Origin of the sequence: Stenotrophomonas testudinis (assembly GCF_024499815.1) — a bacterium.
Taxonomy (GTDB): Bacteria; Pseudomonadota; Gammaproteobacteria; order Xanthomonadales; family Xanthomonadaceae; genus Stenotrophomonas.
The window spans coordinates 18,880-43,564 of the sequence record NZ_JAMOKY010000038.1; the positions used below are offsets into that span (position 1 = coordinate 18,880).

Annotated in this window: 18 protein-coding genes; 9 read left to right on the forward strand and 9 right to left on the reverse strand. The window is 66.5% G+C overall.

What is annotated here, in order from left to right; translation table 11 throughout:
* Positions 1-99: 99 nt before the first annotated feature.
* The 4 genes from NQ204_RS16370 to NQ204_RS16385 form a co-directional block, all read right to left on the reverse strand.
* A complete protein-coding gene (locus NQ204_RS16370) occupies positions 100-876 on the reverse strand; it encodes an ABC transporter permease (protein ID WP_116863630.1) in 777 nt (258 codons plus the stop codon).
* A complete protein-coding gene (locus NQ204_RS16375) occupies positions 860-1,693 on the reverse strand; it encodes an ABC transporter ATP-binding protein (RefSeq protein WP_256644427.1) in 834 nt (277 codons plus the stop codon). Before NQ204_RS16375 ends, NQ204_RS16370 begins: the two co-directional genes overlap by 17 nt.
* A gap of 14 nt (positions 1,694-1,707) precedes the next feature.
* The gene (locus tag NQ204_RS16380) at positions 1,708-2,769 is read right to left on the reverse strand and encodes an ABC transporter substrate-binding protein (protein ID WP_116863647.1); all 1,062 of its coding nucleotides are present in this window, start codon (positions 2,767-2,769) and stop codon (positions 1,708-1,710) included.
* A gap of 76 nt (positions 2,770-2,845) precedes the next feature.
* Positions 2,846-3,967, reverse strand: a complete 1,122-nt coding sequence (locus NQ204_RS16385) for a 4-oxalomesaconate tautomerase (protein ID WP_256644428.1) — start codon at positions 3,965-3,967, stop codon at positions 2,846-2,848.
* A 109-nt stretch (positions 3,968-4,076) separates the two neighbouring features.
* On the opposite strand from NQ204_RS16385, the gene NQ204_RS16390 reads away from it, so the two are divergent.
* The 9 genes from NQ204_RS16390 to NQ204_RS16430 all read left to right on the forward strand — a co-directional run bounded on the left by NQ204_RS16390 (position 4,077) and on the right by NQ204_RS16430 (position 16,074).
* Positions 4,077-4,979, forward strand: coding sequence for a LysR family transcriptional regulator (locus NQ204_RS16390; RefSeq protein ID WP_116863627.1), 903 nt, complete (start codon positions 4,077-4,079; stop codon positions 4,977-4,979).
* 171 nt (positions 4,980-5,150) lie between these two features.
* Entirely contained in the window at positions 5,151-7,904 is a 2,754-nt protein-coding gene (gene acnA, locus NQ204_RS16395) for an aconitate hydratase AcnA (protein ID WP_256644429.1), read from the forward strand.
* Positions 7,905-8,080: 176 nt separating this feature from the next.
* Positions 8,081-8,455: a type II toxin-antitoxin system Phd/YefM family antitoxin gene (locus NQ204_RS16400; protein ID WP_116863625.1), complete on the forward strand. Its 375-nt coding sequence runs from the start codon at positions 8,081-8,083 to the stop codon at positions 8,453-8,455.
* Positions 8,455-9,087 (forward strand): ATPase, encoded by a 633-nt coding sequence (locus tag NQ204_RS16405; protein WP_256644430.1) that lies wholly within the window; start codon positions 8,455-8,457, stop codon positions 9,085-9,087. The genes NQ204_RS16400 and NQ204_RS16405 overlap by 1 nt, the downstream gene beginning before the upstream one ends.
* A 160-nt stretch (positions 9,088-9,247) precedes the next feature.
* A complete protein-coding gene (betI, locus tag NQ204_RS16410) occupies positions 9,248-9,838 on the forward strand; it encodes a transcriptional regulator BetI (RefSeq protein ID WP_256644431.1) in 591 nt (196 codons plus the stop codon).
* A gap of 45 nt (positions 9,839-9,883) precedes the next feature.
* Positions 9,884-11,356: a betaine-aldehyde dehydrogenase gene (gene betB / locus NQ204_RS16415; RefSeq protein ID WP_116863622.1), complete on the forward strand. Its 1,473-nt coding sequence runs from the start codon at positions 9,884-9,886 to the stop codon at positions 11,354-11,356.
* Between the two features lie 111 nt (positions 11,357-11,467).
* On the forward strand, positions 11,468-13,150 hold the full coding sequence (betA, locus tag NQ204_RS16420) for a choline dehydrogenase (RefSeq protein ID WP_256644432.1): 1,683 nt from the start codon (positions 11,468-11,470) through the stop codon (positions 13,148-13,150).
* 213 nt (positions 13,151-13,363) lie between these two features.
* Positions 13,364-15,040, forward strand: coding sequence for a long-chain fatty acid--CoA ligase (locus tag NQ204_RS16425; RefSeq protein WP_116863620.1), 1,677 nt, complete (start codon positions 13,364-13,366; stop codon positions 15,038-15,040).
* Positions 15,041-15,201: 161 nt separating this feature from the next.
* Complete coding sequence (locus NQ204_RS16430; protein ID WP_108768755.1) at positions 15,202-16,074, forward strand: crotonase/enoyl-CoA hydratase family protein; 873 nt, start codon at positions 15,202-15,204, stop codon at positions 16,072-16,074.
* Positions 16,075-16,131: 57 nt separating this feature from the next.
* Here NQ204_RS16430 and NQ204_RS16435 read toward each other — a convergent pair whose 3' ends face one another.
* The 5 genes from NQ204_RS16435 to NQ204_RS16455 all read right to left on the reverse strand — a co-directional run bounded on the left by NQ204_RS16435 (position 16,132) and on the right by NQ204_RS16455 (position 24,411).
* A complete protein-coding gene (locus NQ204_RS16435) occupies positions 16,132-18,303 on the reverse strand; it encodes a response regulator (RefSeq protein WP_256644433.1) in 2,172 nt (723 codons plus the stop codon).
* A complete protein-coding gene (rpfG, locus tag NQ204_RS16440) occupies positions 18,300-19,445 on the reverse strand; it encodes a cyclic di-GMP phosphodiesterase response regulator RpfG (RefSeq protein WP_116863618.1) in 1,146 nt (381 codons plus the stop codon). The genes NQ204_RS16435 and rpfG overlap by 4 nt, the downstream gene beginning before the upstream one ends.
* A gap of 202 nt (positions 19,446-19,647) precedes the next feature.
* Positions 19,648-21,159, reverse strand: a complete 1,512-nt coding sequence (gene lysS, locus NQ204_RS16445; protein WP_116863617.1) for a lysine--tRNA ligase — start codon at positions 21,157-21,159, stop codon at positions 19,648-19,650.
* Positions 21,160-21,322: 163 nt separating this feature from the next.
* Positions 21,323-22,963, reverse strand: a complete 1,641-nt coding sequence (locus tag NQ204_RS16450) for an acetolactate synthase large subunit (protein ID WP_256644434.1) — start codon at positions 22,961-22,963, stop codon at positions 21,323-21,325.
* A 62-nt stretch (positions 22,964-23,025) separates the two neighbouring features.
* Complete coding sequence (locus tag NQ204_RS16455; RefSeq protein ID WP_256644435.1) at positions 23,026-24,411, reverse strand: NAD-dependent succinate-semialdehyde dehydrogenase; 1,386 nt, start codon at positions 24,409-24,411, stop codon at positions 23,026-23,028.
* Between the last annotated feature and the right edge of the window lie 274 nt (positions 24,412-24,685).

Genomic DNA, 24,685 nt, shown 5'->3' on the forward strand with positions numbered 1-24,685 from the left:
GCGCTGGCCTGTTGCGGTGGTGCGGGGGAAGATCGGGGGAGGCAGCGCGCGCCGCCGGATCAGCCCGGCGGCACGGCATGCGGGCTCAGCGCAGCGCGGTCAGCTGGTGGCCTGTGCCTGGGCGTTGGGACGCCAGGTGATCAGCTTGTTCTCGACCACGTCGAGCAGCGCATCGATGACCAGCACGAAGGCGGCCAGGATGATGATGCCGGCAAACACACCCACGGCATTGAAGTTGCCCTCGGCCTGCGCGATCAGGTAGCCCAGGCCCGCCGACGCACCCAGGTATTCGCCGATGATGGCGCCGACCACGGCAAAGCCCACCGAGGTACGCAGCGAGGACAGGATCCAGCTGGCGGCCGCGGGGAAGTACACATGGCGCAGCAGGTCACTGCGGCCCGCACCGAGGATGCGCGCATTGGCCAGTACCACCGGGTTCACTTCGCGCACGCCCTGCATGGCGTTGAAGAACGTGGTGAAGAACACCAGGGTCACCGCCAGGGCCACCTTCGACCACAGGCCCAGGCCCAGCCAGAGCACGAAGATCGGTGCCAGCACCACGCGCGGGATCGCATTGAAGCCCTTGATGAAGGGATCGAGGATGCGCGCCGAGCGGCGGCTGAGGCCGAGCCAGACACCGCCGGCCACGCCCAGGCCGGTACCGATCAGGTAGCCCAGCGCGGTCTCGGTCAGAGTGATGTAGACGTGCTGGTAGAACGAGGTATCAGACAACCAGGTCCAGGCCTGCTGCATGATCGCCGTCGGCGAGGGGAAGAAAAACGGATCGATCACGCCCAGCGCGATGCCGCCTTCCCAGCCCCCGAACACAGCGATGACCAAGGCCAGCTGGATGAATTTGTCAGTCTTGGCGTGCATAGCTCTTCTCCACTTCGCCGCGCAGGCAGGCCCAGATGTCGCGGTACAGGTCGGTAAAACGTTCGTCCAGCTTGATTTCGGCAACATTGCGCGGCCGTTCCAGACCCACGTCGAAGCTGCGCACGACGCGGCTGGCCGGACCGGAGGACAGCACCACCACGCGGTCACCCAGGGCGATGGCTTCTTCAAGATCGTGCGTGATCAGAATCACCGAGCGGCGATCCTCCTGCCACAGGCGCAGCAGCTCGTTCTGCATCAGGTGGCGGGTGTGGATGTCCAGCGCCGAAAACGGCTCGTCCATCAGGATCACCTTCGGCTCGACAATCAGCGCCTGCGCCATCTGCACGCGCTTGCGCTGGCCACCGGACAGCTGGTGCGGGTAACGGTGCTCGAAGCCGGTCAGGCCGACCTTGGCCAGCCACGCATTGGCCTTGGTCTTGCGCTCTGCCTCGGGCACGCCACGGAAGCGCAGGCCCAGTTCGACGTTCTGGTAGGCGGTCTTCCACGGCAGCAGTGCGTCCTGCTGGAACAGGTAGCCGACCGACTCCTGCACGCCGCTGACCGTGCGGCCGTCGATGGCTACGTCACCTGACGAGGGCTTCAGCAGCCCCGCCACGGAATTGAGGATGGTGCTCTTGCCGCAACCGGTGGGGCCGACGATGGCGAGGAACTCGCCGTCGCCTACCTGGATGTCGACATCACGCACGGCGGTGAATTCGCCGAAGGACATGGTCACCTTGTTGATGGCAACCATGGTCTGTGCAGGCTCCAGCTGCGGCGCGCCGTTGAGCTGGCGCACGGTGGCGTTGAGGGCCATGGGGTTACCTCCGCTTACGGTTGGGCAGCCGGCGTCGCAGCGTGGGCACGCTCGACGAAGGCATTGGTGTAGGTCTTGGACAGGTCGATGTCAGCGTTGGCGACATCCTTGTTGAACTCGCGCAGCACCTTCAGCGGCGTCTCCAGATCGGCCGCGGTGAAGTGGCCGTCGGTGGTGAAGATCGCGCGGGCGTTCTCCACGGCACGCGCATAGGTGGCGCGGTCGCCGGAGACGTAGCTGTCCGGCAGTGCGGCGACGATGTCCTCGGCACTGTTGTCGGCGATGAACTTCAGGGCCATCTGCTCGGCACGGGCGATCTTCTCGGCCGCTTCCGGGCGCTGCTCCAGGAAGCTGCGGTTGGCATACATCACCGAGGTCGGGTACAGGCCGCCGTAGACCTGGCGTGCGCCCTCGTCACTGCGTGCATCGATGATGATCTTCCCGACCTTGCGCTCGGTGATCAGGGTGGCGGCCGGGTCGTAGTTCACCAGCAGGTCGATCTTGCCCTGCTCCAGTGCAGCCACGGCAGCCGCACCCGAACCGACACCGATCAGCGAGATGCTGTCCACCGGAATGTCATGCTGGGCCAGGAAGTGGCGAACGAAGAAATCGGACGAGGAGCCCGGCGCGGTGATGCCGACCTTCTGGCCCTTGATCGTGTCCGGGCGTGCCGGGTCGAAGGTCGCGTCGTCGCGGCCGGCCATCACCAGGCCGGAGTTGCGCGACAGCAGCACAAAGCCCACCACGTCCTTGCGCTTGGCCTGCATCTGGATGGTGTGGTCATAGAAGCCCACGGCCACGTCGGTGGAATTGGCCACCAGCGCCTGCAGCACCTTCGAACCGCCCTGGGCGAAGTTCTCGGTCTTTACCTCCAGGCCGACGTCCTTGAAGTAGCCCTTGGAATCGGCAATGAAGAACGGCAGGTTGTTGAGGTTGTAGGACCCCACGCTGATCCGCACCGGCGTGGTGTCGGCGCTGCCGGCGGCCGTGCCCTGCGCATCGGCCCCATGCTTGCTGCACCCGGCCATGGCCAGGCCAGCCGCGCACAGCGCGGCCATGAACATCTGCTTGTACATCATCCCTCCCAGGAGTGAAGCATCTACGTTGTGGTGGTCGGCCACGCGCGGCTGCGCGGGCCCGACCGGTTTCAGGTCATGCCGCTGAGGTCCATTGGCGGGCTTGGGTGGAACAGGTCTCGGTGGTTGCGGGCGAGGTCGCGAACACGCGGCCTTCGAACAGGCGGCGGGCGGTACGGACCACGCTGGCAACCACCGGCGCATCGTCCGAGCTTCGGCTCAGGCCCACGTCCAGGGCCCCGCTCGGATGTTCGAGGGTAATGCTGCCGGGCGGGCCCAGGCATCCGACAAAAGTGTTGGCCAGCGTGCCCGGGGTGACGGCCGCCGTCGCCAGGCCAACCCCTCCGGTGATCGCAAGCGCGGTGTGGCACTGGTGGGGCATGAAATAGCGCACCTGCAGGTGGCCGCCGTGCTGCGGTGCAGAAAGCAGCACCGGCTTGGGGATCACCTTGTTGCCAGCATCGGCGATGCCCATGCGGGCGCCGGCCTCGATGCGCAGCGCTTCAAGACGGGCGAGGAAGCCCGCATCCGCATTCAGTTCGGCCGGCGAGGCATCGCCGCGCACACCCATGTCCTCGGCGCGCACCAGCATCATCGGCATCGCACAGTCGACCAGGCTCACCACCACGCCGTCGATGGTTTCCTGGGCATGCCCGCTGGGCAGCAGCTTGCCGGTACGGGCGCCGGCCGCATCCAGGAAGGACAGCCGCACCGGCGATGCCGAGCCGGGCGCACCGGCAATCCGCGTATCACCCCGGTAGATCACCTCACCGCCCGGTGTTTCCACCGTGGCCACGATCAGCTTGCCGGTATTGACGTTGAAGATGCGTACCCGGGTCTGCGGGTCTTGCGCCTGCACCAGCCCGCGCTCGATGGCGTAGGGCCCGACGGCGGCCAGCATGTTGCCGCAGTTCGGCGAGGTGTCGACCACCTGCTGCTCCACCCGCACCTGGGCGAACAGATACTCCACGTCCGCGTCGGCGCGGCTGGACCGGTCGATGATCGCCACCTTGCTGGTCAGGGCGTTGCCCCCGCCAATGCCGTCGATCTGCAGCGGGTGGCCCGAGCCCATGACTTCCAGCAGCAGGCGGTCGCGCTGGGCGCTGTCCGCCGGCAGGTCCGATGCCAGGAAGAAGGGGCCTTTGGAGGTACCACCGCGCATGAGGACGCAGGGAATGCTGAGCAGATCGTTGGACATACGTGTGCTAGATTGATGCGTGCAGGGGATGAATACCCCCTCTGTGATTCGATAATGGCATTACCCTGATTGATCTGTGAATTGCTGATTTTTTGATGATTGATACCCAATGAGCATCAATTGCGAGATTCTGGACCTTCGCGCCTTCCTCCTCGTTGCCGAGACACGCAGCTTCCACCGCGCCGCTGAAAGCCTGCACGTGTCGCAGCCAGCACTCAGCCGCCGCATCCAGAAGCTGGAACAGGCCGTGGGCTCACCGCTGCTGGAGCGCACCACGCGCAGCGTCAGCACCACCGCCGTCGGCGAGAACCTGCTGCCACTGGTGCGGCGCATGCTGGAGGAATTCGACGGCTCGCTGTTCTCATTGCGCGGCCGCGAGGACACCCGTGGCGCCACGGTGACCATCGCCTGCCTGCCGACGGCCGCGTTCTACTTCCTGCCCAGCGTGATGGCACGCTTCCACGAAGCGCATCCCCACGTGCGCTTCCGCATCCTGGACATTCCGGCCACCGAAGGGCTGCAGGCGGTGGAACGCGGCGAAGTGGAATTCGGCATCAACTTCATGGGTGCCAACGACCCCAACCTGGATTTCGACGTGCTGGCCGAAGACCCCTTCGTGCTCGCCTGCCGCCGCGACCATCCCCTGGCCCGCAAACGCAAGGTCGAATGGGCGGACTTGGCCCAGCACCAGCTGATCACCGTGCACCGTACCAGCGGCAACCGCACCCTGCTCGATGGCGCCCTGGCGCGCGAGAACCTGAAACTGAGCTGGCACTACGAAGTCACCCACCTGTCCACGTCACTGGGCATGGTCGAAGCGGGCATCGGTGTGTCGGTGCTGCCGAAGATGGCCACCCCCGATGGCGACCACCCGATCCTGGTGACCCGCCCGATCGGCAACCCGGTCGTCTCGCGCACCATCGGCATCGTGCGTCGCCGCGGCGCCCTGCTCTCGCCCACCGCCGAGCGTTTCCTGCAGATGCTGATGAGCCAGTGGCGCGGCAAACCGTGACATCGGCACTACATACAGCCCTGTAACCTTGCGTCCTGCGCCAAGGGCGTTCCGGCCCCTCCCTGCTCGGCCATACTGGCGGGGATCCGGCGGCCGCAACGCCACCGGCAAACGCAAGCAGGCCTGCCACGGTGGGCCAGTGCAAGCCATCCGCAAGAGGAGTCATCCCGAATGAGCGATTCGTTCTCCACCCGCAGCCAGCTGGACGTCGGCGGCAAGACCTACGACTACTTCAGCCTTCCCACGCTCGGCAAGCGCTTCGACATCTCCCACCTGCCCTACTCGATGAAGATCCTGCTGGAGAACCTGCTCCGGCACGAGGACGGCGGCGCCACCGTCGGACCCGACCACATCGAAGCGGTGGCGCGTTGGCAGCCCAGCGCCGAGCCGGATACCGAAATCGCCTTCATGCCCGCGCGCGTGGTCCTGCAGGACTTCACCGGCGTGCCCTGCGTGGTCGACCTGGCCGCGATGCGCGATGCGGTGGTCAAGCTGGGCGGCAAGCCCGAGCAGATCAACCCGCAGATCCCCTCCGAACTGGTCATCGACCACTCAGTGCAGGTCGATGTGTTCGGCAAGCCCGACGCGCTGGACCTCAACGGCAAGATCGAATTCCAGCGCAACCAGGAACGCTACGGCTTCCTGCGCTGGGGCCAGAAGGCCTTCGACAACTTCAAGGTGGTGCCGCCCAACACCGGCATCGTCCACCAGGTAAACCTGGAAAACCTGGCCCGCGTGGTGATGACCGCGGACAAGGATGGCCGCGCCGTGGCCTACCCCGATACCGTGTTCGGTACCGACAGCCACACCACGATGATCAACGGCATCGGCGTGCTCGGCTGGGGCGTGGGCGGCATTGAGGCGGAGGCAGCCATGCTCGGCCAGCCATCCTCGATGCTGATTCCGCAGGTCGTCGGCTTCAAGCTGACCGGCAAGCTGCCCGAGGGCGCCACCGCCACCGACCTGGTCCTGACCGTCACCCAGATGCTGCGCAAGCTCGGCGTGGTCGGCAAGTTCGTCGAATTCTACGGCGATGGCCTGCAGCACCTGCCGCTGGCCGACCGCGCCACCATCGGCAACATGGCCCCGGAATACGGCGCCACCTGCGGCATCTTCCCGATCGACAACGAATCGCTGACCTACCTGCGCCTGTCCGGCCGCAGCGAAGAGCAGATCGCACTGGTTGAAGCCTATGCCAAGGCGCAGGGCCTGTGGCACGACGCCAACAGCCCGCATGCGCAGTACAGCACCACGCTGGAACTGGACATGGGCACGGTCAAGCCCTCCCTGGCCGGCCCCAAGCGCCCGCAGGACCGCGTGCTGCTGGAAGACGTGCAGAAAAACTACCGCGACGCCCTGGTCGGCATGACTGCCAACCGTGACAAGCGCAGCGAGGATGTCTCCACCTTCGTCAATGAAGGCGGTGGCACCGCAGTGGGCAACGAGCAGCTGGCCAAGGGCTACGCCGACATCGAGATGGACGGCAGGAAGGTGAGGCTGAAGGATGGCGCGGTGGTCATCGCCGCCATCACCTCGTGCACCAACACCTCCAACCCGGCGGTGATGATCGGCGCCGGCCTGCTCGCCCGCAACGCGGCCGCCAAGGGCCTGGACCGCAAGCCGTGGGTCAAGACCTCGCTCGGCCCAGGCTCGCGCGTGGTCACCGACTATCTTGAAAAGGCCGGCGTTCTCACCGAGCTGGAGAAGATCGGCTTCTACGTGGTCGGCTATGGCTGCACCACCTGCATCGGCAATTCCGGCCCGCTGCCGACCGAAGTCAGTGCCGGCATCGCCAGTGGCGACCTGGTGGTGACTTCGGTGCTGTCGGGCAACCGCAACTTCGAGGGCCGCGTGCACCCCGAAGTGAAGATGAACTACCTGGCCAGCCCGCCGCTGGTGGTGGCCTACGCCATCGCCGGCACCACCGACATCGACCTGACCACCGAACCGCTGGGTACCGGCAGCGATGGCCAGCCGGTATACCTCCGCGACATCTGGCCGAGCAACAAGGAAATCGGCGACGTCATCGCCGCGACCGTCGGCCCGGAAATGTTCAAGCAGAACTACGCCGATGTGTTCAAGGGTGACAGCCGCTGGAACACCATCGCCTCGCCGGACGGCAACCTGTACGAGTGGAGCGACGCCTCCACCTATATCAAGAACCCGCCGTACTTCGATGGCATGACCATGCAGACCGGCAGCATCGACGACGTGCACGGCGCACGCGTGATGGGCCTGTTCGGCGATTCGATCACCACCGACCACATCTCCCCGGCCGGCAACATCAAGAAGGATTCGCCGGCGGGCCGCTTCCTGCAGGAACGCGGCGTGCAGCAGGCCGACTTCAACAGCTACGGCAGCCGCCGCGGCAACGATGACGTCATGGTCCGCGGCACCTTCGCCAACATCCGCATCAAGAACCTGATGTTCGGAGGCGAGGAAGGCGGCAACACCCTGTACTACCCGGCCAACGGTGGCCAGCCGGAAAAGCTGGCGATCTACGACGCGGCCATGAAGTACAAGGCCGACAACGTGCCGCTGGTGGTGCTGGCCGGCAAGGAATACGGCACCGGCTCGTCGCGCGACTGGGCCGCCAAGGGCACCCTGCTGCTGGGCGTGAAGGCGGTCGTGGCCGAGAGCTTCGAGCGCATCCACCGCTCCAACCTGGTCGGCATGGGCGTACTGCCGCTGCAGTTCCGCAACGGTGAGAACGCGCAGTCGCTGGGCCTGGACGGCTCGGAGACGATCGACATCACCGGTCTGGACGACGGCGCCAGCAAGCGCGCCACGGTGACCGCGACCAAGGCCGATGGCACGAAGAAGACCTTCGAGGTGTCGGTGATGCTGCTGACCCCGAAGGAAGTCGAGTACTTCCGCCACGGCGGCCTGCTGCAGTACGTGCTGCGCCAGCTGGCAAGCAGATAACGCCCCGGCTGTTGTAGAGCCGAGCCCATGCTCGGCTGCGGTTGGCGACCTGCCAGCATCAGCCGAGCGCAGGCTCGGCTCTACGGCCCTCCATGCAATATTCATATTTTTCCCGATTCATGCAATTCGCATGAAACAGGCGTAAGGTGGGCCCATACCCCCGCTGGAGCTTCGCCATGCTTCACCTCCCCGTCCGCTTCGACCCGATCAACGAGCTGACCCACACCACCGCCTCGTCGGTGAAGGAGCACTGGCGCAAGGTCATGCAGGAGGTCCGCGACCAGCGCATGGTGGTGGTCACCAACCACAACGAGCCGCAGGCGGTCATCGTCTCCATCGAGCAGTACCGCGCCCTGCAGGCACGGGTGGAGGCACTGGAATCCTCGCTGGAGGAACTGCGCGGGCAGGCTCCGGGCCTGGCCGAACTGCGTGCCGGCTTCGACCAGCGCCTGGCCGTGCTGCAGCAGGCCCAGGCCGGTGACACCGCGCGCGCCCTGCTGCGCCGCCCGGCCCGCCTGAAGGGTCAGGTCAAGGCCGGCACGGGGCACTGATGTCGCGACCGTTCCTGTATGTCCTTGCCGGCGTCAATGGCGCCGGCAAGAGTTCGGTGGGCGGCCACGTACTGCGCGAGGCCGGCCTGGACTGGTTCAACCCGGATACCTTCGCCCGCGGGCTGCGCGAGCTGTCGGGCCTGTCGCAGGCCGAAGCCAATGCCCAGGCCTGGCAGGAAGGCGTCAACCGCATACGCGATGCCCTCGACCAGGGCCGCAACCACGCCTTCGAGACCACCCTGGGCGGCAATTCCATCGCCGCCCTGCTGCATGAAGCCAGCCACAGCCACGATGTCCTGATGTGGTTCTGCGGGCTGTCCAGCCCCGAGCAGCACATCGCGCGGGTGCAGGCGCGGGTGCGCAGTGGTGGGCATCCGATCAACGAGGCCGATATCCGCCGGCGCTGGCCGCTGGCCCAGCAGAACCTGGTGCGGCTGATGCCGGTGCTGGCCCAATTGCAGGTCTACGACAACAGCGCCGACGCCGCCCCCGGCGAGGCCGTGCCCGACCCACAGCTGCTGCTGCAGATGGAAGATGGCCAGTTGCTGTACCCCGAGCCCGACAACCTCGCCCAGCTGGCGGCCACGCCCGCCTGGGCCACCCCACTGCTGGAAGTCGCCCTCCGCCTGTAACTGAAGGGGTCGGATCCCGGGGTGGGATCCCTTTCCGCAGGAAAGGGCTCTGACCCTGACCCCCGCCCATACACCCCCTTCACTTTTTATTGATTGAACGTTCAATCAACGAACGCGATACTGTCCACCTCGGGCCAACGCCCATGCCCCAGGTGAGACTGTGCCGAAGAAAGGCATCGAACTGATCCGCCGCGAGCAGCTGATCCAGGCCACCTTCCAGGTAATCCACGACATTGGCCTGGCCGACGCCACCGTGGCGACCATCGCACGCCAGGCCGGCCTGTCCACCGGCATCGTCGCCCACTACTTCGGCGACAAGGCCGGCCTGCTCAGTGCCGCGATGCGGCAGATCCTCAACGAACTGAAAGACGCCTTCGCCCAGTACCGCGCCAAGGCCGATGCCGACCCGCGGGCCCAATTGCGAGCGCTGGTCGATGGCAACTTCGACCAGACCCAGACCAGCGGCCCGGCCATGCGCGTCTGGCTGACCTTCTGGGCGGCGAGCATGCACCAGCCGGAACTGGCCCGCCTGCAGCGCATCAACGACCAGCGGCTGTATTCCAACCTGGCCCATCAGTTCCACCGCGCGCTGCCGGCCGAACGCGCCCGCGACGCCGCCCGTGGCCTGGCCGCGATGATCGACGGCCTGTGGCTGCGCGGCAGCCTGGTCGGCGGCCCGTTCGATACCGCCGCCGCCCGCGCACTGGCCTACGCCTACATCGACTTCCAGCTGCAGCCCGAGGGCGTATAAGCAGCCTCAAGCCCTTCCCCTTTTTTTGTTTCCAGGAGTGCCCCCATGACCGCCCTGCCCGTCCAACAGCTCTACATCCACGGCCAACGCGTCGATGCCACCAGCGGCAAGACCTTCCAGTCCATCAACCCGGCCAATGGCCAGGTCCTGGCCGAGGTGCAGATCGCCAGCAAGGCCGACGTCGAGCGCGCGGTGCAGAGCGCGGCCGAAGGCCAGAAGGTCTGGGCGGCGATGACCGCGATGGAGCGCTCGCGCATCCTGCGCCGCGCGGTCGACCTCCTGCGCGAACGCAATGATGCACTGGCCCAGCTGGAAACCCTGGACACCGGCAAGGCGCTGGCCGAGACCACCACGGTGGACATCGTCACCGGCGCCGACGTGCTGGAGTACTACGCCGGCCTGGCCACGGCCATCGAGGGCATCCAGCTGCCGCTGCGTGAGTCGAGCTTCTTCTATACCCGCCGCGAACCGCTGGGCGTGGTCGCCGGCATCGGTGCCTGGAACTACCCGATCCAGATCGCGCTGTGGAAGTCGGCGCCCGCGCTGGCCGCCGGCAACGCCATGGTGTTCAAACCCTCCGAAGTGACCCCGCTGACCGCGCTGAAGCTGGCCGAGATCTACAGCGAAGCCGGGGTGCCGGACGGCGTGTTCAACGTCGTGCAGGGCCCGGGCGGCGAGATCGGCAACTGGCTCACCGAGAACCCGGTGATCGAGAAGATCTCCTTCACCGGCGGCGTGGCCACCGGCAAGAAGGTGATGGCCGCCGCCGCATCGTCGTCCTTGAAGGAAGTGACCATGGAGCTGGGCGGCAAGTCGCCGCTGGTCATCTGCGATGACGCAGACCTCGACCGCGCCGCCGACATCGCGGTGATGGCCAACTTCTTCAGCTCCGGCCAGGTCTGCACCAACGGCACCCGCGTCTTCGTGCCGCGCAGCATGCTGGCCGCGTTCGAGGCCGCGGTGGTCGAGCGGGTCAAGCGCATCCGCATCGGCGATCCGCAGGCCGCCGAGACCAACTTCGGGCCGATGGTCAGCTTCCCGCACATGCAGAACGTGCTGCGCTACATCGACAGCGGCAAGACCGAAGGCGCGCGCCTGCTCACCGGCGGAGGCCGTGCCAAGGAAAGCGCGCTGGCCGATGGCGCCTACGTGCTGCCCACCGTGTTCTCCGACTGCCGCGATGACATGACCATCGTCCGCGAAGAGATTTTCGGGCCGGTCATGAGCATCCTCGCCTACGACGACGAAGACGAAGCCGTGCGCCGCGCCAACGACACCACGTTCGGCCTCGCCGCCGGCGTGGTCAGCCGTGACATCAGCCGCGCCCACCGCATCATCCACCGCCTCGAAGCCGGCATCTGCTGGATCAACACCTGGGGCGAATCGCCTGCGGAAATGCCGGTCGGAGGCTACAAGCAGTCCGGCGTCGGCCGCGAGAACGGCCTGTCCACGCTGGGCCACTACACCCGCATCAAGTCGGTGCAGGTCGAACTGGGCGACTACGCCAGCGTGTTCTGATCAGCGTGTTCTGATCAGCGCGCCCAGAGCCAGCCGCCGGGCGCGAACGCCGGATCGACATTCCGCCGGGAGAGCTGCGCAACGCGCATCCCGGCCAACAGGAGAACAACCATGAGTACCCCCAACGAGTACGACTACATCATCATCGGCGCCGGTTCGGCCGGCAACGTGCTGGCCACCCGCCTCACCGAGGATGCCGATGTCAGCGTGCTGCTGCTGGAAGCCGGTGGACCGGACTACCGCCTCGACTTCCGCACCCAGATGCCGGCTGCACTGGCCTACCCGCTGCAGGGCAAGCGCTACAACTGGGCGTACAAGACCGACCCGGAGCCTTTCATGAACAACCGCCGCATGGATTGCGGGCGCGGCAAGGGCCTGGGCGGTTCCTCGCTGATCAACGGCATGTGCTACATCCGCGGCAATGCCATGGATTACGACAACTGGGCCAGCATGCCGGGCCTGGAGGACTGGACCTACCTGGACTGCCTGCCGTACTTCCGCAAGGCCGAGACCCGCGACATCGGCGCCAACGACTACCACGGTGGCGACGGCCCGCTGCGGGTGACCACGCCCAAGGCAGGCAACAACGAACTGTTCGCCGCGATGGTCGAAGCCGGCGTGCAGGCCGGCTACCCGCGCACCGATGACCTCAACGGCTACCAGCAGGAAGGCTTCGGTCCGATGGACCGCACGGTCACGCCCAAAGGCCGTCGCTCCAGCACCGCCCGCGGTTACCTGGACCTGGCCAGGCCGCGCCCGAACCTGACCATCGTCACCCACGCCCTCACCGACCGCATTCTGTTCTCGGGCAAGCGTGCGGTAGGCGTGCAGTGGCTGCACAACGACCAGCCGCAGCGCGCAACCGCCCGCCGCGAAGTTCTGCTGTGTGGCGGCGCCATCGCCTCGCCGCAGATCCTGCAGCGCTCCGGCGTCGGCCCGGCCGATCTGCTGCGAAGCCTGGGCATCGATGTGGTGCACCACCTGCCCGGTGTCGGCGCCAACCTGCAGGATCACCTGGAGATGTACCTGCAGTACGAATGCAAGAAGCCGGTGTCGCTGGCCCCGGCACTGAAGCTGCACAACCAGCCGGCCATCGGCGCCGAATGGCTGTTCCTGGGCACCGGCATCGGCGCCAGCAACCAGTTCGAGGCCGGTGGCTTCATCCGCAGCGACGAGGCCTTCGACTGGCCCAACCTGCAGTACCACTTCCTGCCGGTGGCCATCAATTACAACGGCTCCAACCCGATCAAGGCGCACAGCTTCCAGATGCACGTCGGCTCGATGCGGTCACCCAGCCGCGGCCGCGTCCAGGTCGTGTCCAAGGATCCGCGCGTGCACCCCAGCATCCTGTTCAACTACATGTCGCACGAGCAGGACTGGCGCGAGTTCCGCGCCGCCATCCGCATCACCCGCGAGATCTTCGCGCAGCCGGCGCTGGCGCCGTACAGCGGCCGCGAGATCTCGCCCGGCCGCGAGCTGCAGACCGATGCGCAGATCGATGGCTTCGTACGCGAACACGCCGAGACCGCCTACCACCCCTCGTGCACCAACAAGATGGGCCACGCCGATGACCCGATGGCGGTGGTCGATGGCCAGGGCCGCGTGCACGGGCTGGACGGCCTGCGCATCGTCGATGCCTCGATCATGCCGCAGGTGGTCACCGGCAACCTCAACGCGCCGACCATCATGATTGCCGAGAAGCTGGCCGACGTGATCCGCGGCCGCACACCGCTGGCCCGCAGCACCGCGCCCTACTACAAGGCCAACGGTGCCCCGGCGCGCAGCCGCGGCTGACGCATAAAACCCGCCGGGCACGGCCCGCCGCTACCGGTTTCCGCACCCTGATCGGTAGCGCCGGGCCATGCCCGGCGGCATCTGACGTATCCGACCAACCCGCGCCGCAAGGCCCCCTTCGCGTTTTCCCTACGGAACGGTATGCTGGCCGCAGCGGTTTCGGCGGATACTGTCCGCGCCGCGCCCATCAAAAACGATTCCTGGAGGGGGAATATGAGTCTGGATCGTCCCTGGCTGCAGAGCTATCCGAAAGGCGTTCCCGCCGAGATCGACATCAACGAGTTCCATTCGGTAGCTTCGGTCTTCGACGCTTCCGTCGCGAAATTCCGCGACCGTCCCGCCTACTCCAGTTTCGGCAAGGTCCTCACCTACGGCGAAACCGACGCCCTTGTCGAGCAGTTCGCCGCCTACCTGCTGGGTGAGCTCAAGCTCAAGAAGGGTGACCGCGTCGCCCTGATGATGCCCAACTGCCTGCAGTACCCGATCGCCACTTTCGGCGTGCTGCGCGCCGGCCTGACCGTGGTCAACGTCAACCCGCTGTACACCGCGCGCGAGCTGAAGCACCAGCTGGTCGATGCCGGCGTCAGCGCGCTGGTGGTGGTCGACAACTTCGGCGACACCGTCCAGCAGGTCATCGCCGACACCCCGGTCAAGCACGTCGTCACCACCGGTCTGGGCGACCTGCTCGGGCTGAAGGGCACGATCGTCAACTTCGTGCTCAAGTACGTCAAGAAGATGGTGCCCAACTACCATCTGAAGGGCGCGGTGCGCTTCCGCCAGGCACTCAAGCTCGGCAGCCGCCACACCCTGCCCAAGGTCGAGATCGACCACGACGACGTCGCCTTCCTGCAGTACACCGGTGGCACCACCGGCGTGGCCAAGGGCGCGATGCTGACCAACCGCAACCTGATCGCCAACATGCAGCAGGCCTCGGCCTGGATCGGCGCATCGGGCATCGAGCCGGGCAAGGAGTGGATCATCACCGCCCTGCCGCTGTACCACATCTTCGCGTTGACGGCGAACGGACTGGTCTTCATGAAGTTCGGTGGCTGCAACCACCTGATCACCAATCCGCGTGACATGAAGGGCTTCGTCAAGGAGCTCAAGTCGGTGCGCTTCACCGCCATCACCGGCGTCAACACCCTGTTCAACGGCCTGCTCAACACCCCCGGCTTCGACACGGTCGACTTCTCCTCGCTGAAGGTGACCCTGGGCGGCGGCATGGCCGTGCAGCGTGCGGTGGCCGAGCGCTGGAAGAAGGTGACCGGGGTGACCCTGGTCGAGGCCTACGGCTTGACCGAGACCTCGCCGGCGGCCTGCATCAACCCGCTGGACCTGAAGGAATACAACGGCGCCATCGGCCTGCCGATCCCGTCCACCGATGCCTGCATCAAGGACGACAACGGCAACACGCTGGCCATGGGCGAAGTGGGCGAGCTTTGCATCCGTGGCCCGCAGGTGATGAAGGGCTACTGGCAGCGCCCCGACGAAACCGCCACCGCCATCGATGCCGACCAGTGGCTGCACACCGGCGACATGGCGAAGATGGACGAGCAGGGTTTCTTCTACATCGTCGACCGCAAGAAGGACATGATCCTGGTGTCCGGCTTCAACGTATACCCCAACGAAGTCGAGGACGTCATCGCGATGATGCCGGGCGTGCTGGAAGTGGCCGCTGTCGGCGTGCCGGACGAGAAGTCCGGTGAAGTGGTGAAGGTGGTCATCGTGAGGAAGGACCCGAACCTGACCGCTGAAATGGTCAAAGACCATGCGCGTGCCAACCTCACCGGCTACAAGCACCCCAGAATCGTAGAATTCCGAAAAGAACTGCCGAAGACCAACGTGGGCAAGATCCTCCGACGCGAGCTTCGCGATACGCCCGCCACGTAAGGCTTTCGGCGAATTTGAATACCTTCAGGGCCCGGGTTGGAAACAACCCGGGCCTTTTCGCGTGCGCGGCGCCGCGCCCGGTGTAGCATCGCCGCGTGTGTGGACCGTTCGGCCCGCCGGCCACCACTTCTCTCTGCGGGCCGCATGCCGAGGACCCTTCCATGAGCACCATTGAAAAGCTGTCTGCCAGCGGTTCGCCGTTCGCCACCATCCGTACCGAAGACAACGACGACGACTCCGCCCACTGGTTGTTCATGCACGCCGACGCGGCCACCGGCATCCGTCCCTGCTGCCGGAAGGACATGCTGGACGAGATGTGGAGCTACATGAGCGCCATCACCCGTGGACCGGCCCAGCGCCATAGCGGTCGGCTGCGCCATTTCGTGCTGGCCTCCGATGCGGCTGCCTACAACCTGGGCGGCGACCTGGACTTGTTCACCCGCCTGATCCGCGAAGGCAATCGCGACCTGCTGCTGACCTATGCGCAGCGCTGCGTGGAAGGCGTGCACCATCTGCACACCGGCTTCGGCGGTGACGTGCGTTCGATTGCGCTGATCCAGGGCGATGCACTGGGTGGCGGCCTGGAAATGGCCCTGGCCTGCCACACCATCGTGGCCGAGGAAGGCTGCGGCATGGGCCTGCCCGAAGTGCTGTTCGGCCTGTTCCCGGGCATGGGCGCGTACTCGTTCCTGTGCCGCCGGGTGTCGCCGCAGCTGGCCGAGAAGATCATCCTCGACGGCCGCATCTATTCGTCCGAGGAAATGCACGCCCTGGGCGTGGTCGACGTGCTGGTGAAGAAGGGGGAAGGCCGCGCCGCCGTCGATGACATGATCCGCCACCAGCAGCGCTTGCCGCAGTCGTACCTGGCGATGAACGCGGCGCGCAACCTGGCGCAGTCGGTCAGCTACGACGAGCTGCTGGAAATCACCAAGGTCTGGGTCGACTCCGCTCTGGCCCTGGGTGACCGTTCGCTGCGCACGATGGATCGCCTGATCAAGGCACAGACCCGTCGCGCCGGCCTCGACGCCGCCTGATTGCTCTGCTCTCCCTCTGGGTTCAAGCCCGGCTGGCCCCCGGGCTTTTTTTCGTGGCTACCGTTCCATGTCGTCGGCCGCGCCGCGTGCCTTGCGCTCGGCGCGTGCATCCAGGGCCTGCCGTCCTTCCTTGATCGCGCCCTGCAGCACGGCCAGGCGCGGGCGCCATTCGGCCTTGAGCTGCCAGTCGGCCATCCGCATCAGTTCACCGGCGCGGTTGGCGGCACGCACCAGGCCCAGGTTGCCGGCCACGCCCTTGATCGCGTGGGATTGTTCGCGGAATGCACCCCAGCGGCCTGCCTCGCCGTCGATCTCGGCCTTGCGCAGGCAGTTCCCGGCGTCCTCCAGGCACTGGCGGATGAACTCACGCTCGAAACCGTCGCCCATGCCCAGCGAGGCCAGCTCATCCAGCACGCCGGTGTCGAGCACGCCATCGAGGTTGGTGGCGGTGCGCACGATCGGCGGCGCCGACGCCTTCAGCTGGGCGTTGTTGGCGATCTCGGCCAGCGTATCGAGCAGGCGCACGGCCACGACGGGCTTGGCCAGGAATGCATGCGCGCCGGCCTGGGTGCAGCGCTGGATCGCTTCGGGGGTGACATCGGCACTGAGCACCAACACCGGCGTGCGCGGGCCACCGCCGGACTGCATCACGCGTAGTTCCTTCAACATGTCCAGGCCGCTCATGCCCGGCATGTGCAGGTCGACGATGGCGGCGTCGAATTCGCTCTCGGCCAGCGCATCGAGCACGGCCTCGCCGCCATCGACGCACATCACCTTGTGCCCGGCCTTCTGCAGCAGGCGCTGCAGCACCATGCGGTTGGCCTCGTGGTCGTCGGCCACCAGAATCTGCATGCTGCGCACGCGGGCGCGGTGGCGCAGGAACGGGTCGGTGAAGGCGATGACGTTGCCGCCTGGGCCGACTTCCTCGCCGACGGCCACACTGGGGACCGCGCCCGGCACCACCGGCTCCGGCGGCGCGAACGGCAGCTCCACCCAGAAGTGGCTGCCCTGCGGCGGGCTGTCCAGGTAACCGATCTCACCGTGCATGGCCTCAACCAGGCCCTTGGCGATGGTCGTGCCAAGGCCGGTGCCTTCGTGGCGACGAGCCATGCTGACGTCAGCCTGCTCGAAGGCTTCGAACAGCCGCGGCCGCATGGCCACCGGCACGCCGATACCGGTATCGATGATGTCGAAGCGCAGGCGCACCGAGCCATTGGTGTCCGCGTGGACGAGGCCCACGCGCACTTCCACCTTGCCGTGGTCGGTGAACTTCACCGCGTTGCCGGCCAGGTTGAGCAGGATCTGCCGCAGGTGGCCGACGTCGCCGCGCAGCGTGGCGGGCACGTTCGCGGCCACCTTGACCTTGTAGTCCAGGTGCTTGGCCTTGGCCTGCGGCAGCAGGATCAGGCCGATGGCCTGGACCACGTCGGCCAGCACGAAATCCTCGGCCACCACGCGCAGCTTGCCCGCTTCGATCGCGGAGATGTCCAGCACCTCCTCGACCAGCGCCAGCAGGCTGCGGGAAGAAGCCTGGATGGTGTTCAGGCACTCACGTTGCTCATCGTCCAGGCGAGTCGTCGCCAATACTTCTGTCATGCCATTCAATCCATTGAGTGGGGTTCGGAATTCGTGGCTCATGTTGGCCAGGAAGCGACTCTTAGCTTCACTGGCACGCCGCGCCTCGGCCATGGCCTTGGTCAACTGCTTGAGCAGGGTCGAGAAATACAACGGTACCGCAGCCAGGCCCAGCCAGAGCCCGATCGCCAGTCGCAGGTTCTGCTCCCAGTAAGGTGTCAGCAGCACGGTGCTGCCGAAGCTGACCATCGCCATCGCCACGGCGACGTAGAGGTAGTTGTTGCCGAAGCGCATGCCGTTGCCGACGGTCACCCACATCACCACGATGTAGACCCACGACAGCGGTTCGCCCATCTGCACCATGCCCGCGGCGATCAGGCCGTAGTCGGCCAGCATGCCGAGCACGCGGCGTGGATCGGAGCGCCCCGGCTTCCACAGCAGCCAGCCGAACAGCAGCAGCGACAGCGACAGGCCGGTCAGGACGATGGCCAGCACGCCCACGTACTGGTCGTGCGGCAGGTCGTGGCGCGGCGCCGGCAGCAGCACGTAGGCCAGGATGAAGCTGATCAGGACGATGCGGACGATCTGCTGCCCGTGTTCGCTGTCGTGGCGCTGGGACAACCGCAGGCGGATCCGCGACAGCAGGGATGTCACGCGCCCATCCCCGGCCGCGCCGAGGCGGTGGAATGCTCGGCGCAGATCTGTTCCAGCTGCTCGCGGCCCCGCAGCAGCGCATCCACGCAGCGCGGGTCGAACAGGCGGCCGCGCTGGGCGTACAGGTACGCCAGGGTCGCTTCCATCGTCCATGCTTCCTTGTACGGGCGCGGCGAGATCAGCGCATCGAAGACATCGGCAACTGCGACGATGCGCGCTTCCAGCGGAATCGCGTCACCGACCAGGCCATCGGGATAGCCGCTGCCGTCATAGCGTTCGTGGTGGCGCAGGGCAATCAGCGCGCCGACCTGGATGAAGCGGTTCTGGCTGCCACTGAGCAGCTCGTGGCCGATGCGCGGATGCCGGCGCATGATCGCCAGCTCCTCGTCATTGAGCTTGCCCGGCTTGAGCAGGACCGCATCGGGAATGGCGATCTTGCCCATGTCATGCAGCGGGGCGGCCATCTCGATCAGCTTGACCTCCTCTTCGGGCAGGCCCAGCTGCTCGGCGATCAGACCGGCCACGCGCGCCATGCGCTCGAGGTAGGCACTGGTGCCGGCATCACGGAACTCGATGGCGCGCGCCAGCCGCGAAAGGGTCTCGCGTTCACGCTCTTCTACCTCGTGCATGCTGGCCAGCAGCCGCTGTTCCAGCGACAGCGCACGTTGCTTCACGTTCTCGGCCTGCTGGCGCAGCTGCAGCAGGTTGTAGCAGCGCGCACGCAGTTCGCGCGGCCGGATCGGCTTGACCAGGAAATCGATCACGCCCGCTTCCAGCGCGGCCTGCCGGATCGGCTCGTCGCCGACCACGGTGATCAGGATCACCGGGATGTCGCGGTGCTTGGGCAGCCGGCGGAAACGGCGGGCGAACTCCAGCCCGTCCATCTCCGGCATGCGGTAATCCAGCAGCAGCAGATCGACCGGGTACGACTCGCACCACGCAAGCGCGGTGAGCGGATCACCGAAGTCGTGTACGCTCAATTCGGGCGCGATGTCTTCAATGACATGGCGCAGCATCGTCCTTGCGGACGTCTGGTCGTCGACGATGACGATGTTCAAGGCGTTCTCTGCCTGCCTTCTCGACCACGCTGGAAGATCAGCCAGCGAGGATACCCCGCCGCTGTGCACACTGGCACCCTGCATCGGTACGACTCCCGTCACGAGCTCCCCCGGTTCATGATCGTCGTCACAATGTGAAGCGGGTTCTCCACATCGCACCCTCCCCGACCCCATCAAGCCATAGCGGGTGTCAAGGCCGTGCCACAACCATACGCCGAGTGCGGATCGCGTCAATGGCGCCGCCCGGATCCGGGACGGCGCGCACAGTCGGGAGCGGAACTGCGTCTTACTGCTCGGGACGCATGTAGGGGAACAGCAGGACGTCGCGGATCGAGCTGCTGCCGGTCAGCAGCATCACCAGGCGGTCCACGCCGATGCCCAGGCCGCCGGTCGGCGCCATGCCGTACTCCAGCGCACGGATGTAATCGGCGTCGTAATGCATGGCCTCGTCGTCGCCGCCTTCCTTCGCGGCCACCTGGGCCTGGAAGCGCTGCGCCTGGTCTTCCGGGTCGTTCAGCTCGGAGAAGCCGTTGGCCAGTTCCTTGCCGTTGACGAATAGTTCGAAGCGGTCGGTGTAGCCCGGATCGTTGTCGTTGGCACGGGCCAGCGGCGAGACCTCCACCGGGTGGTCGGTGATGAAGGTCGGCTGGATCAAGGTGTGCTCGACGGTCGCCTCGAAGATCTCCAGCAGCAGCTTGCCCCAGCCGTAGGACGGCTTGACGCGGATCTTCAGGCGCTCGCAATGGCGCAGCAGCGCCTCGCGGTCGGTGCAGTCGGCGGCCGAGATTTCCGGGTTGTGGTGACGCACCGCCTCGTCCATGCGCCAGCGGCGGAAGGCCGGGCCCAGGTCGATCTTCGCGCCGTCCCACTCCACTTCGGTGCCACCGTTGACGGTGGTGGCCACGTCACGGATCACGCCTTCGGTCAGGTCCATGATCTCGTTGTACGTGGCATAGGCCTCGTACAGCTCCATCATGGTGAATTCCGGGTTGTGGCGGGTGCTGACGCCTTCGTTACGGAAGTTGCGGTTGATCTCGTAGACGCGCTCCAGGCCACCCACGGTCAGGCGCTTGAGGTACAGCTCCGGCGCCACGCGCAGGTACAGATCCAGGTCCAGCGCGTTGTGGTGGGTGGTGAACGGCTTGGCCGCCGCGCCGCCGGGGATGTAATGCATCATCGGCGTCTCGACTTCGAGGAAGTCGCGGTTGTCCAGCCACGCACGCATGGCGCGGATGATCTTGGAGCGCTTGATGAAGACCGCGCGCGATTCCGGGGTCACGATCAGGTCGACGTACCGCTGGCGGTAGCGCTGCTCGACGTCGGCCAGGCCGTGCCACTTGTCCGGCAGCGGCCGCAGCGACTTGGTCAGCAGGCGGATCGATTCGGCCTTGACCGACAGCTCGCCGGTCTTGGTACGGGTCAGGGCGCCTTCGACGGCGATGATGTCGCCCACGTCCCAGCCCTTGAAGGCGGTGTAGGCATCGCCCAGGGCACCGCCCTGCAGGAACAGCTGGATGCGGCCGGATTCATCCTGGATCTGGGCGAAGCTGGCCTTGCCCATGATGCGCTTGGCCATCAGGCGGCCAGCCATCTTCACCTGGCGGCCGTTGGCTTCCAGGGCTTCGGCGGTCCAGATTCCGGCATCGGCGAAGTCGGCCTGCAACTGCCCGGCGAAGTCCTCGCGACGGAAGTCGTTCGGGTACGCGATGCCCTGCCCACGCAGCGCTTTGAGTTTCTCACGGCGCTCGGCGATCAACTTGTTTTCGTCGACGGGGGGGGTATCGGTAGCTTCGCTCATGGATCTGCGGGAATCGTGTAGTGGGAGGGGGGTACAGCGCCGGGCGCAGCCGGTTGGACAGCATATCAAAACTGCCCTCCCCGGGCCCCGCCGGAGCCGGTAGCGCCGGGCCATGCCCGGCGGTCAGTCGTCCAAAATCCGCCGGGCGTGGCCCGGCGCTACCTCACCCGTTCCCGGGGAACGCCTGCCGTAGTTCCTCCACCAGCACCCGCTGGTTTTCCGAGTAGTCCACTGGCACCGAGACCAGATGCACCCCGCCGTCGTTGAACGCCGCTTCCAGGGTCGGGATGAACTGCTCGATGGCGGTCACCTCATGGCCTTTGCAGCCATACGCCTCGGCGTACTTCACGAAATCCGGGTTGCTGAAGGTCATGCCGTAGTCGGTGAAACCATCTACCGCCTGCTTCCAGCGGATCATCCCGTAGGCGCCGTCATTGAGGATCAGCACCACCAGGTTCAGGCCCAGCCGGCGCGCTGTCTCCAGCTCCTGACTGTTCATCATGAAGCCGCCATCGCCACAGACCGCCAGCACCCGCCGCTCGGGATACAGGATCGAGGCCAGGATCGCCGACGGAAGGCCCGCGCCCATCGTCGCCAGGGCGTTGTCCAGCAGCAGCGTGTTGGCCACCTGGGTGCGGTAATTGCGCGCAAACCAGATCTTGTACATGCCGTTGTCCAGCGCCACGATGCCGTCCGGCGGCATCACCTGGCGCACGTCATGCACCAGCCGCTGCGGGGTGAACCCGGCCTCCTCGGCACGGTCGGCAAGGTGCTCGAGGATGGTCGCGCGCAGCGGCAGCAGCGCATCGGAATGCGGCACGGCGCCTTCGATGCGGTCGGCGAGCTGGGTCAGCGAGCGACCGATATCGCCGATCACCTCCACCTGCGGGAAATACACCTGCTCCACCGCCGCCTGCGAATAGCCGATATGGATGACGGTCGGGCCACCCGGGCGCATCACGAAGGGCGGCTTTTCGGTCACTTCGTGGCCGATGGTCACGATCACGTCGGCCTGGTCGATGGCCATGTGCACGTAGTCGCGCTCGGTCAGTGCCGCGGTGCCCATGTACAGGCCCGAGCCGCCCGCCACCGCGCCCTTGCCCATCTGCGTGGTGAAGAACGGGATGCCGGCGCGCTGCACGAAGGCCGACAGCGCCTCGCTGGACTGCGGGCGCGATGCCGCCGAGGCGATCATCAGCAGCGGCCGCTTGGCACCGCGGATGATCTCCGCCGCGCGGTCCAGCGCTTCCGGGCTGGCAATCGGCCGGTCCACCGCGTGGGTCGGAATGAGGGGCACGCCCTCCACCTCGGTGGCGGCGATGTCCTCGGGCAGCTCCAGCAGCACCGGGCCAGGGCGCTCCTCCTGGGCCACGCGGAAGGCCTCGCGGACGATGGTCGGGATGGTGCGCGCCGAGACGATCTGCCGGGCCAGCTTGGTCAGCGGCTTCATCGTGCTGACGATGTCCACGATCTGGAAGCGCGCCTGCTTGCTGGCAACGATGCCCTTCTGGCCGGTGATCATGATGACCGGCCACGCCCCCAGCAGCGCATAGGCCGCGCCAGTGGTGAAGTTCAGCGCGCCCGGGCCGAGGGTGGCCAGGCACACGCCCGGCTTGCCGGTCAGGCGGCCGTAGGTGGCGGCCATGAACACCGCCGCCTGCTCGTGGCGGGTAATGACCAGCTCGATGCTGGAATGGCGCAGCGACTCGACCACGTCGAGGTTTTCTTCGCCGGGAATACCGAAAATGCGCTCGACGCCTTCGTTCTCAAGCGCGGCGACAAGCAGATCTGAACCCTTGGACATTGGATGCCGTCCTTTTCGCTGGACTGATGATGGATCGTTGCAGAGAGGGTGGAAGCCGCGCGTCAACGCTTGTCGAACCAGACCGTCTGCGCGTTGACGAACTCACGGATGCCGAAGTGCGAGAGCTCACGGCCGAAGCCGCTCTTCTTCACGCCGCCGATCGGCACGCGCGGGTCGGAGGCCGAGAAACCGTTGACGAACACGCCGCCTGTCTGCAGCCGGCGTGCCAGCTGCATGGCCCGTTCATGGTTGCCGGTCCACAGGTTGCCGCTGAGGCCGAACTCGCTCTGGTTAGCCAGCTCCACCGCGTGGTCGGCGTCGCGGGCGCGGCTGATCGAGGCCACCGGCCCGAAGGTTTCGGTATCGAAGGCCTGCATGCCCGGCTCGACCCCGGCCAGCACGGTCGGCGCGTAGAAGCTGCCCGGCCGGTCCAGCTGATGGCCACCGACCAGCAGCTGCGCGCCCGCATCGACCGACGCACGCACCTGCGCGTCGAGCTGCTCCAGCAGATCCTGGCGGGCCATCGGGCCGATGCGGTTGGCGGCTTCGCGGCCGTCACCGATGGTCAGCGCCTTCACCTTCTGGCAGAACTGCGCCACGAAACGCTCGTAGACAGCCTCTTCGACGATGATGCGCTTGCCGGCGATGCAGACCTGACCGGTGTTCTGGAAGCGCGAGGCCACGGCCGCATCGACGGCGGCGTCGAGGTCAGCATCGGCGAGCACGATGAACGGATCGGAGCCACCCAGTTCCAGCACCACCTTCTTCAGTGCCTGCCCGGCCTGGGCGGCGATGCTGCGACCGGCGGCGACGCTGCCAGTGAGGGTGACGGCAGCGATGCGGTCATCGGCGATGGCGGCGCTGGTGCCCTCGCGGCTGATGTTGGCGGCGATGAAGGTGCCGTCCGGCAGGCCGGCTTCGCGCCAGGCCGCATCGAGCAGCTGCGCGCTACCGACGATGTTCTCGGCCGGCTTCAGCAGGAAGCCGTTGCCACCCATCAGGATCGGCACGGCCGCGCGCATCACCTGCCAGTACGGGAAGTTCCACGGCATGATGCCCAGCACAACGCCCAGAGGCAGGTAGGACACGTAGGCCTTGTCATCGGGCACCTGGGTGGGCTCGTCGCGCAGGAACTGCGCACCCTTGTCGGCATACCAGTCGCACAGCAGCGCGCACTTCTCGATCTCGGCCAGCGATTCGGCGTGTACCTTGCCCATCTCGGCGGTAGCCATCGCGGCAAGCGGCTCCCGGTCACGACGCAGGACGGCGGCCATGGCACGCAGGACGGCAGCGCGCGCGTCCAGCGACTGCGTGCTCCAGGCGGCGAAGCCGACCTGGCCGCGCTGCAGGAGATCTTCCAGTTCAGCGGCGGTGGCGAAGGGGTGGCTGGCGATCTGCTGGCCGGTGGCCGGATCGCGGGAGATGGCGGTGGTGGGGGCAGCGGACATGCAGGTCTCCTGTTGTCTCGAGAACGGGCGGGCAGCCCGCCTCCTGCACAGGAATGTGGACCTGTTCGATGGCAGCAACAAGGCGTCTGCTTATCCTGTGACCTGGAGTTACCTGTATTGGGAGGGGGGGGGGCATGGCAGGGCTGCGCCCTGCACCCGCCACAGGCCAGAGCAACGTCAAATTCAAGAGCTGGCTATCCGTGGGATGGCGGGGTGGGTCCGGTTGAGGGGGACGCTGCAAGTACGTCCCTGTAAGCTCGGTCGCCGCATCCAT

Excerpts from the sequence above, each read along its gene's own strand:
- NQ204_RS16400 (WP_116863625.1), top strand. The coding sequence starts at position 8,081 with ATGCTTCACCTCCCCGTCCGCTTCGACCCGATCAACGAGCTGACCCAC.
- acnA (WP_256644429.1), top strand. The coding sequence starts at position 5,151 with ATGAGCGATTCGTTCTCCACCCGCAGCCAGCTGGACGTCGGCGGCAAG.
- betA (WP_256644432.1), top strand. The coding sequence starts at position 11,468 with ATGAGTACCCCCAACGAGTACGACTACATCATCATCGGCGCCGGTTCG.
- rpfG (WP_116863618.1), bottom strand. The coding sequence starts at position 19,445 with ATGCAGGGTGCCAGTGTGCACAGCGGCGGGGTATCCTCGCTGGCTGAT.
- NQ204_RS16380 (WP_116863647.1), bottom strand. The coding sequence starts at position 2,769 with ATGTACAAGCAGATGTTCATGGCCGCGCTGTGCGCGGCTGGCCTGGCC.
- betB (WP_116863622.1), top strand. The coding sequence starts at position 9,884 with ATGACCGCCCTGCCCGTCCAACAGCTCTACATCCACGGCCAACGCGTC.
- NQ204_RS16390 (WP_116863627.1), top strand. The coding sequence starts at position 4,077 with ATGAGCATCAATTGCGAGATTCTGGACCTTCGCGCCTTCCTCCTCGTT.
- NQ204_RS16405 (WP_256644430.1), top strand. The coding sequence starts at position 8,455 with ATGTCGCGACCGTTCCTGTATGTCCTTGCCGGCGTCAATGGCGCCGGC.
- NQ204_RS16450 (WP_256644434.1), bottom strand. The coding sequence starts at position 22,963 with ATGTCCAAGGGTTCAGATCTGCTTGTCGCCGCGCTTGAGAACGAAGGC.
- NQ204_RS16425 (WP_116863620.1), top strand. The coding sequence starts at position 13,364 with ATGAGTCTGGATCGTCCCTGGCTGCAGAGCTATCCGAAAGGCGTTCCC.
- NQ204_RS16455 (WP_256644435.1), bottom strand. The coding sequence starts at position 24,411 with ATGTCCGCTGCCCCCACCACCGCCATCTCCCGCGATCCGGCCACCGGC.
- NQ204_RS16375 (WP_256644427.1), bottom strand. The coding sequence starts at position 1,693 with ATGGCCCTCAACGCCACCGTGCGCCAGCTCAACGGCGCGCCGCAGCTG.
- NQ204_RS16370 (WP_116863630.1), bottom strand. The coding sequence starts at position 876 with ATGCACGCCAAGACTGACAAATTCATCCAGCTGGCCTTGGTCATCGCT.
- NQ204_RS16385 (WP_256644428.1), bottom strand. The coding sequence starts at position 3,967 with ATGTCCAACGATCTGCTCAGCATTCCCTGCGTCCTCATGCGCGGTGGT.
- NQ204_RS16430 (WP_108768755.1), top strand. The coding sequence starts at position 15,202 with ATGAGCACCATTGAAAAGCTGTCTGCCAGCGGTTCGCCGTTCGCCACC.
- lysS (WP_116863617.1), bottom strand. The coding sequence starts at position 21,159 with ATGAGCGAAGCTACCGATACCCCCCCCGTCGACGAAAACAAGTTGATC.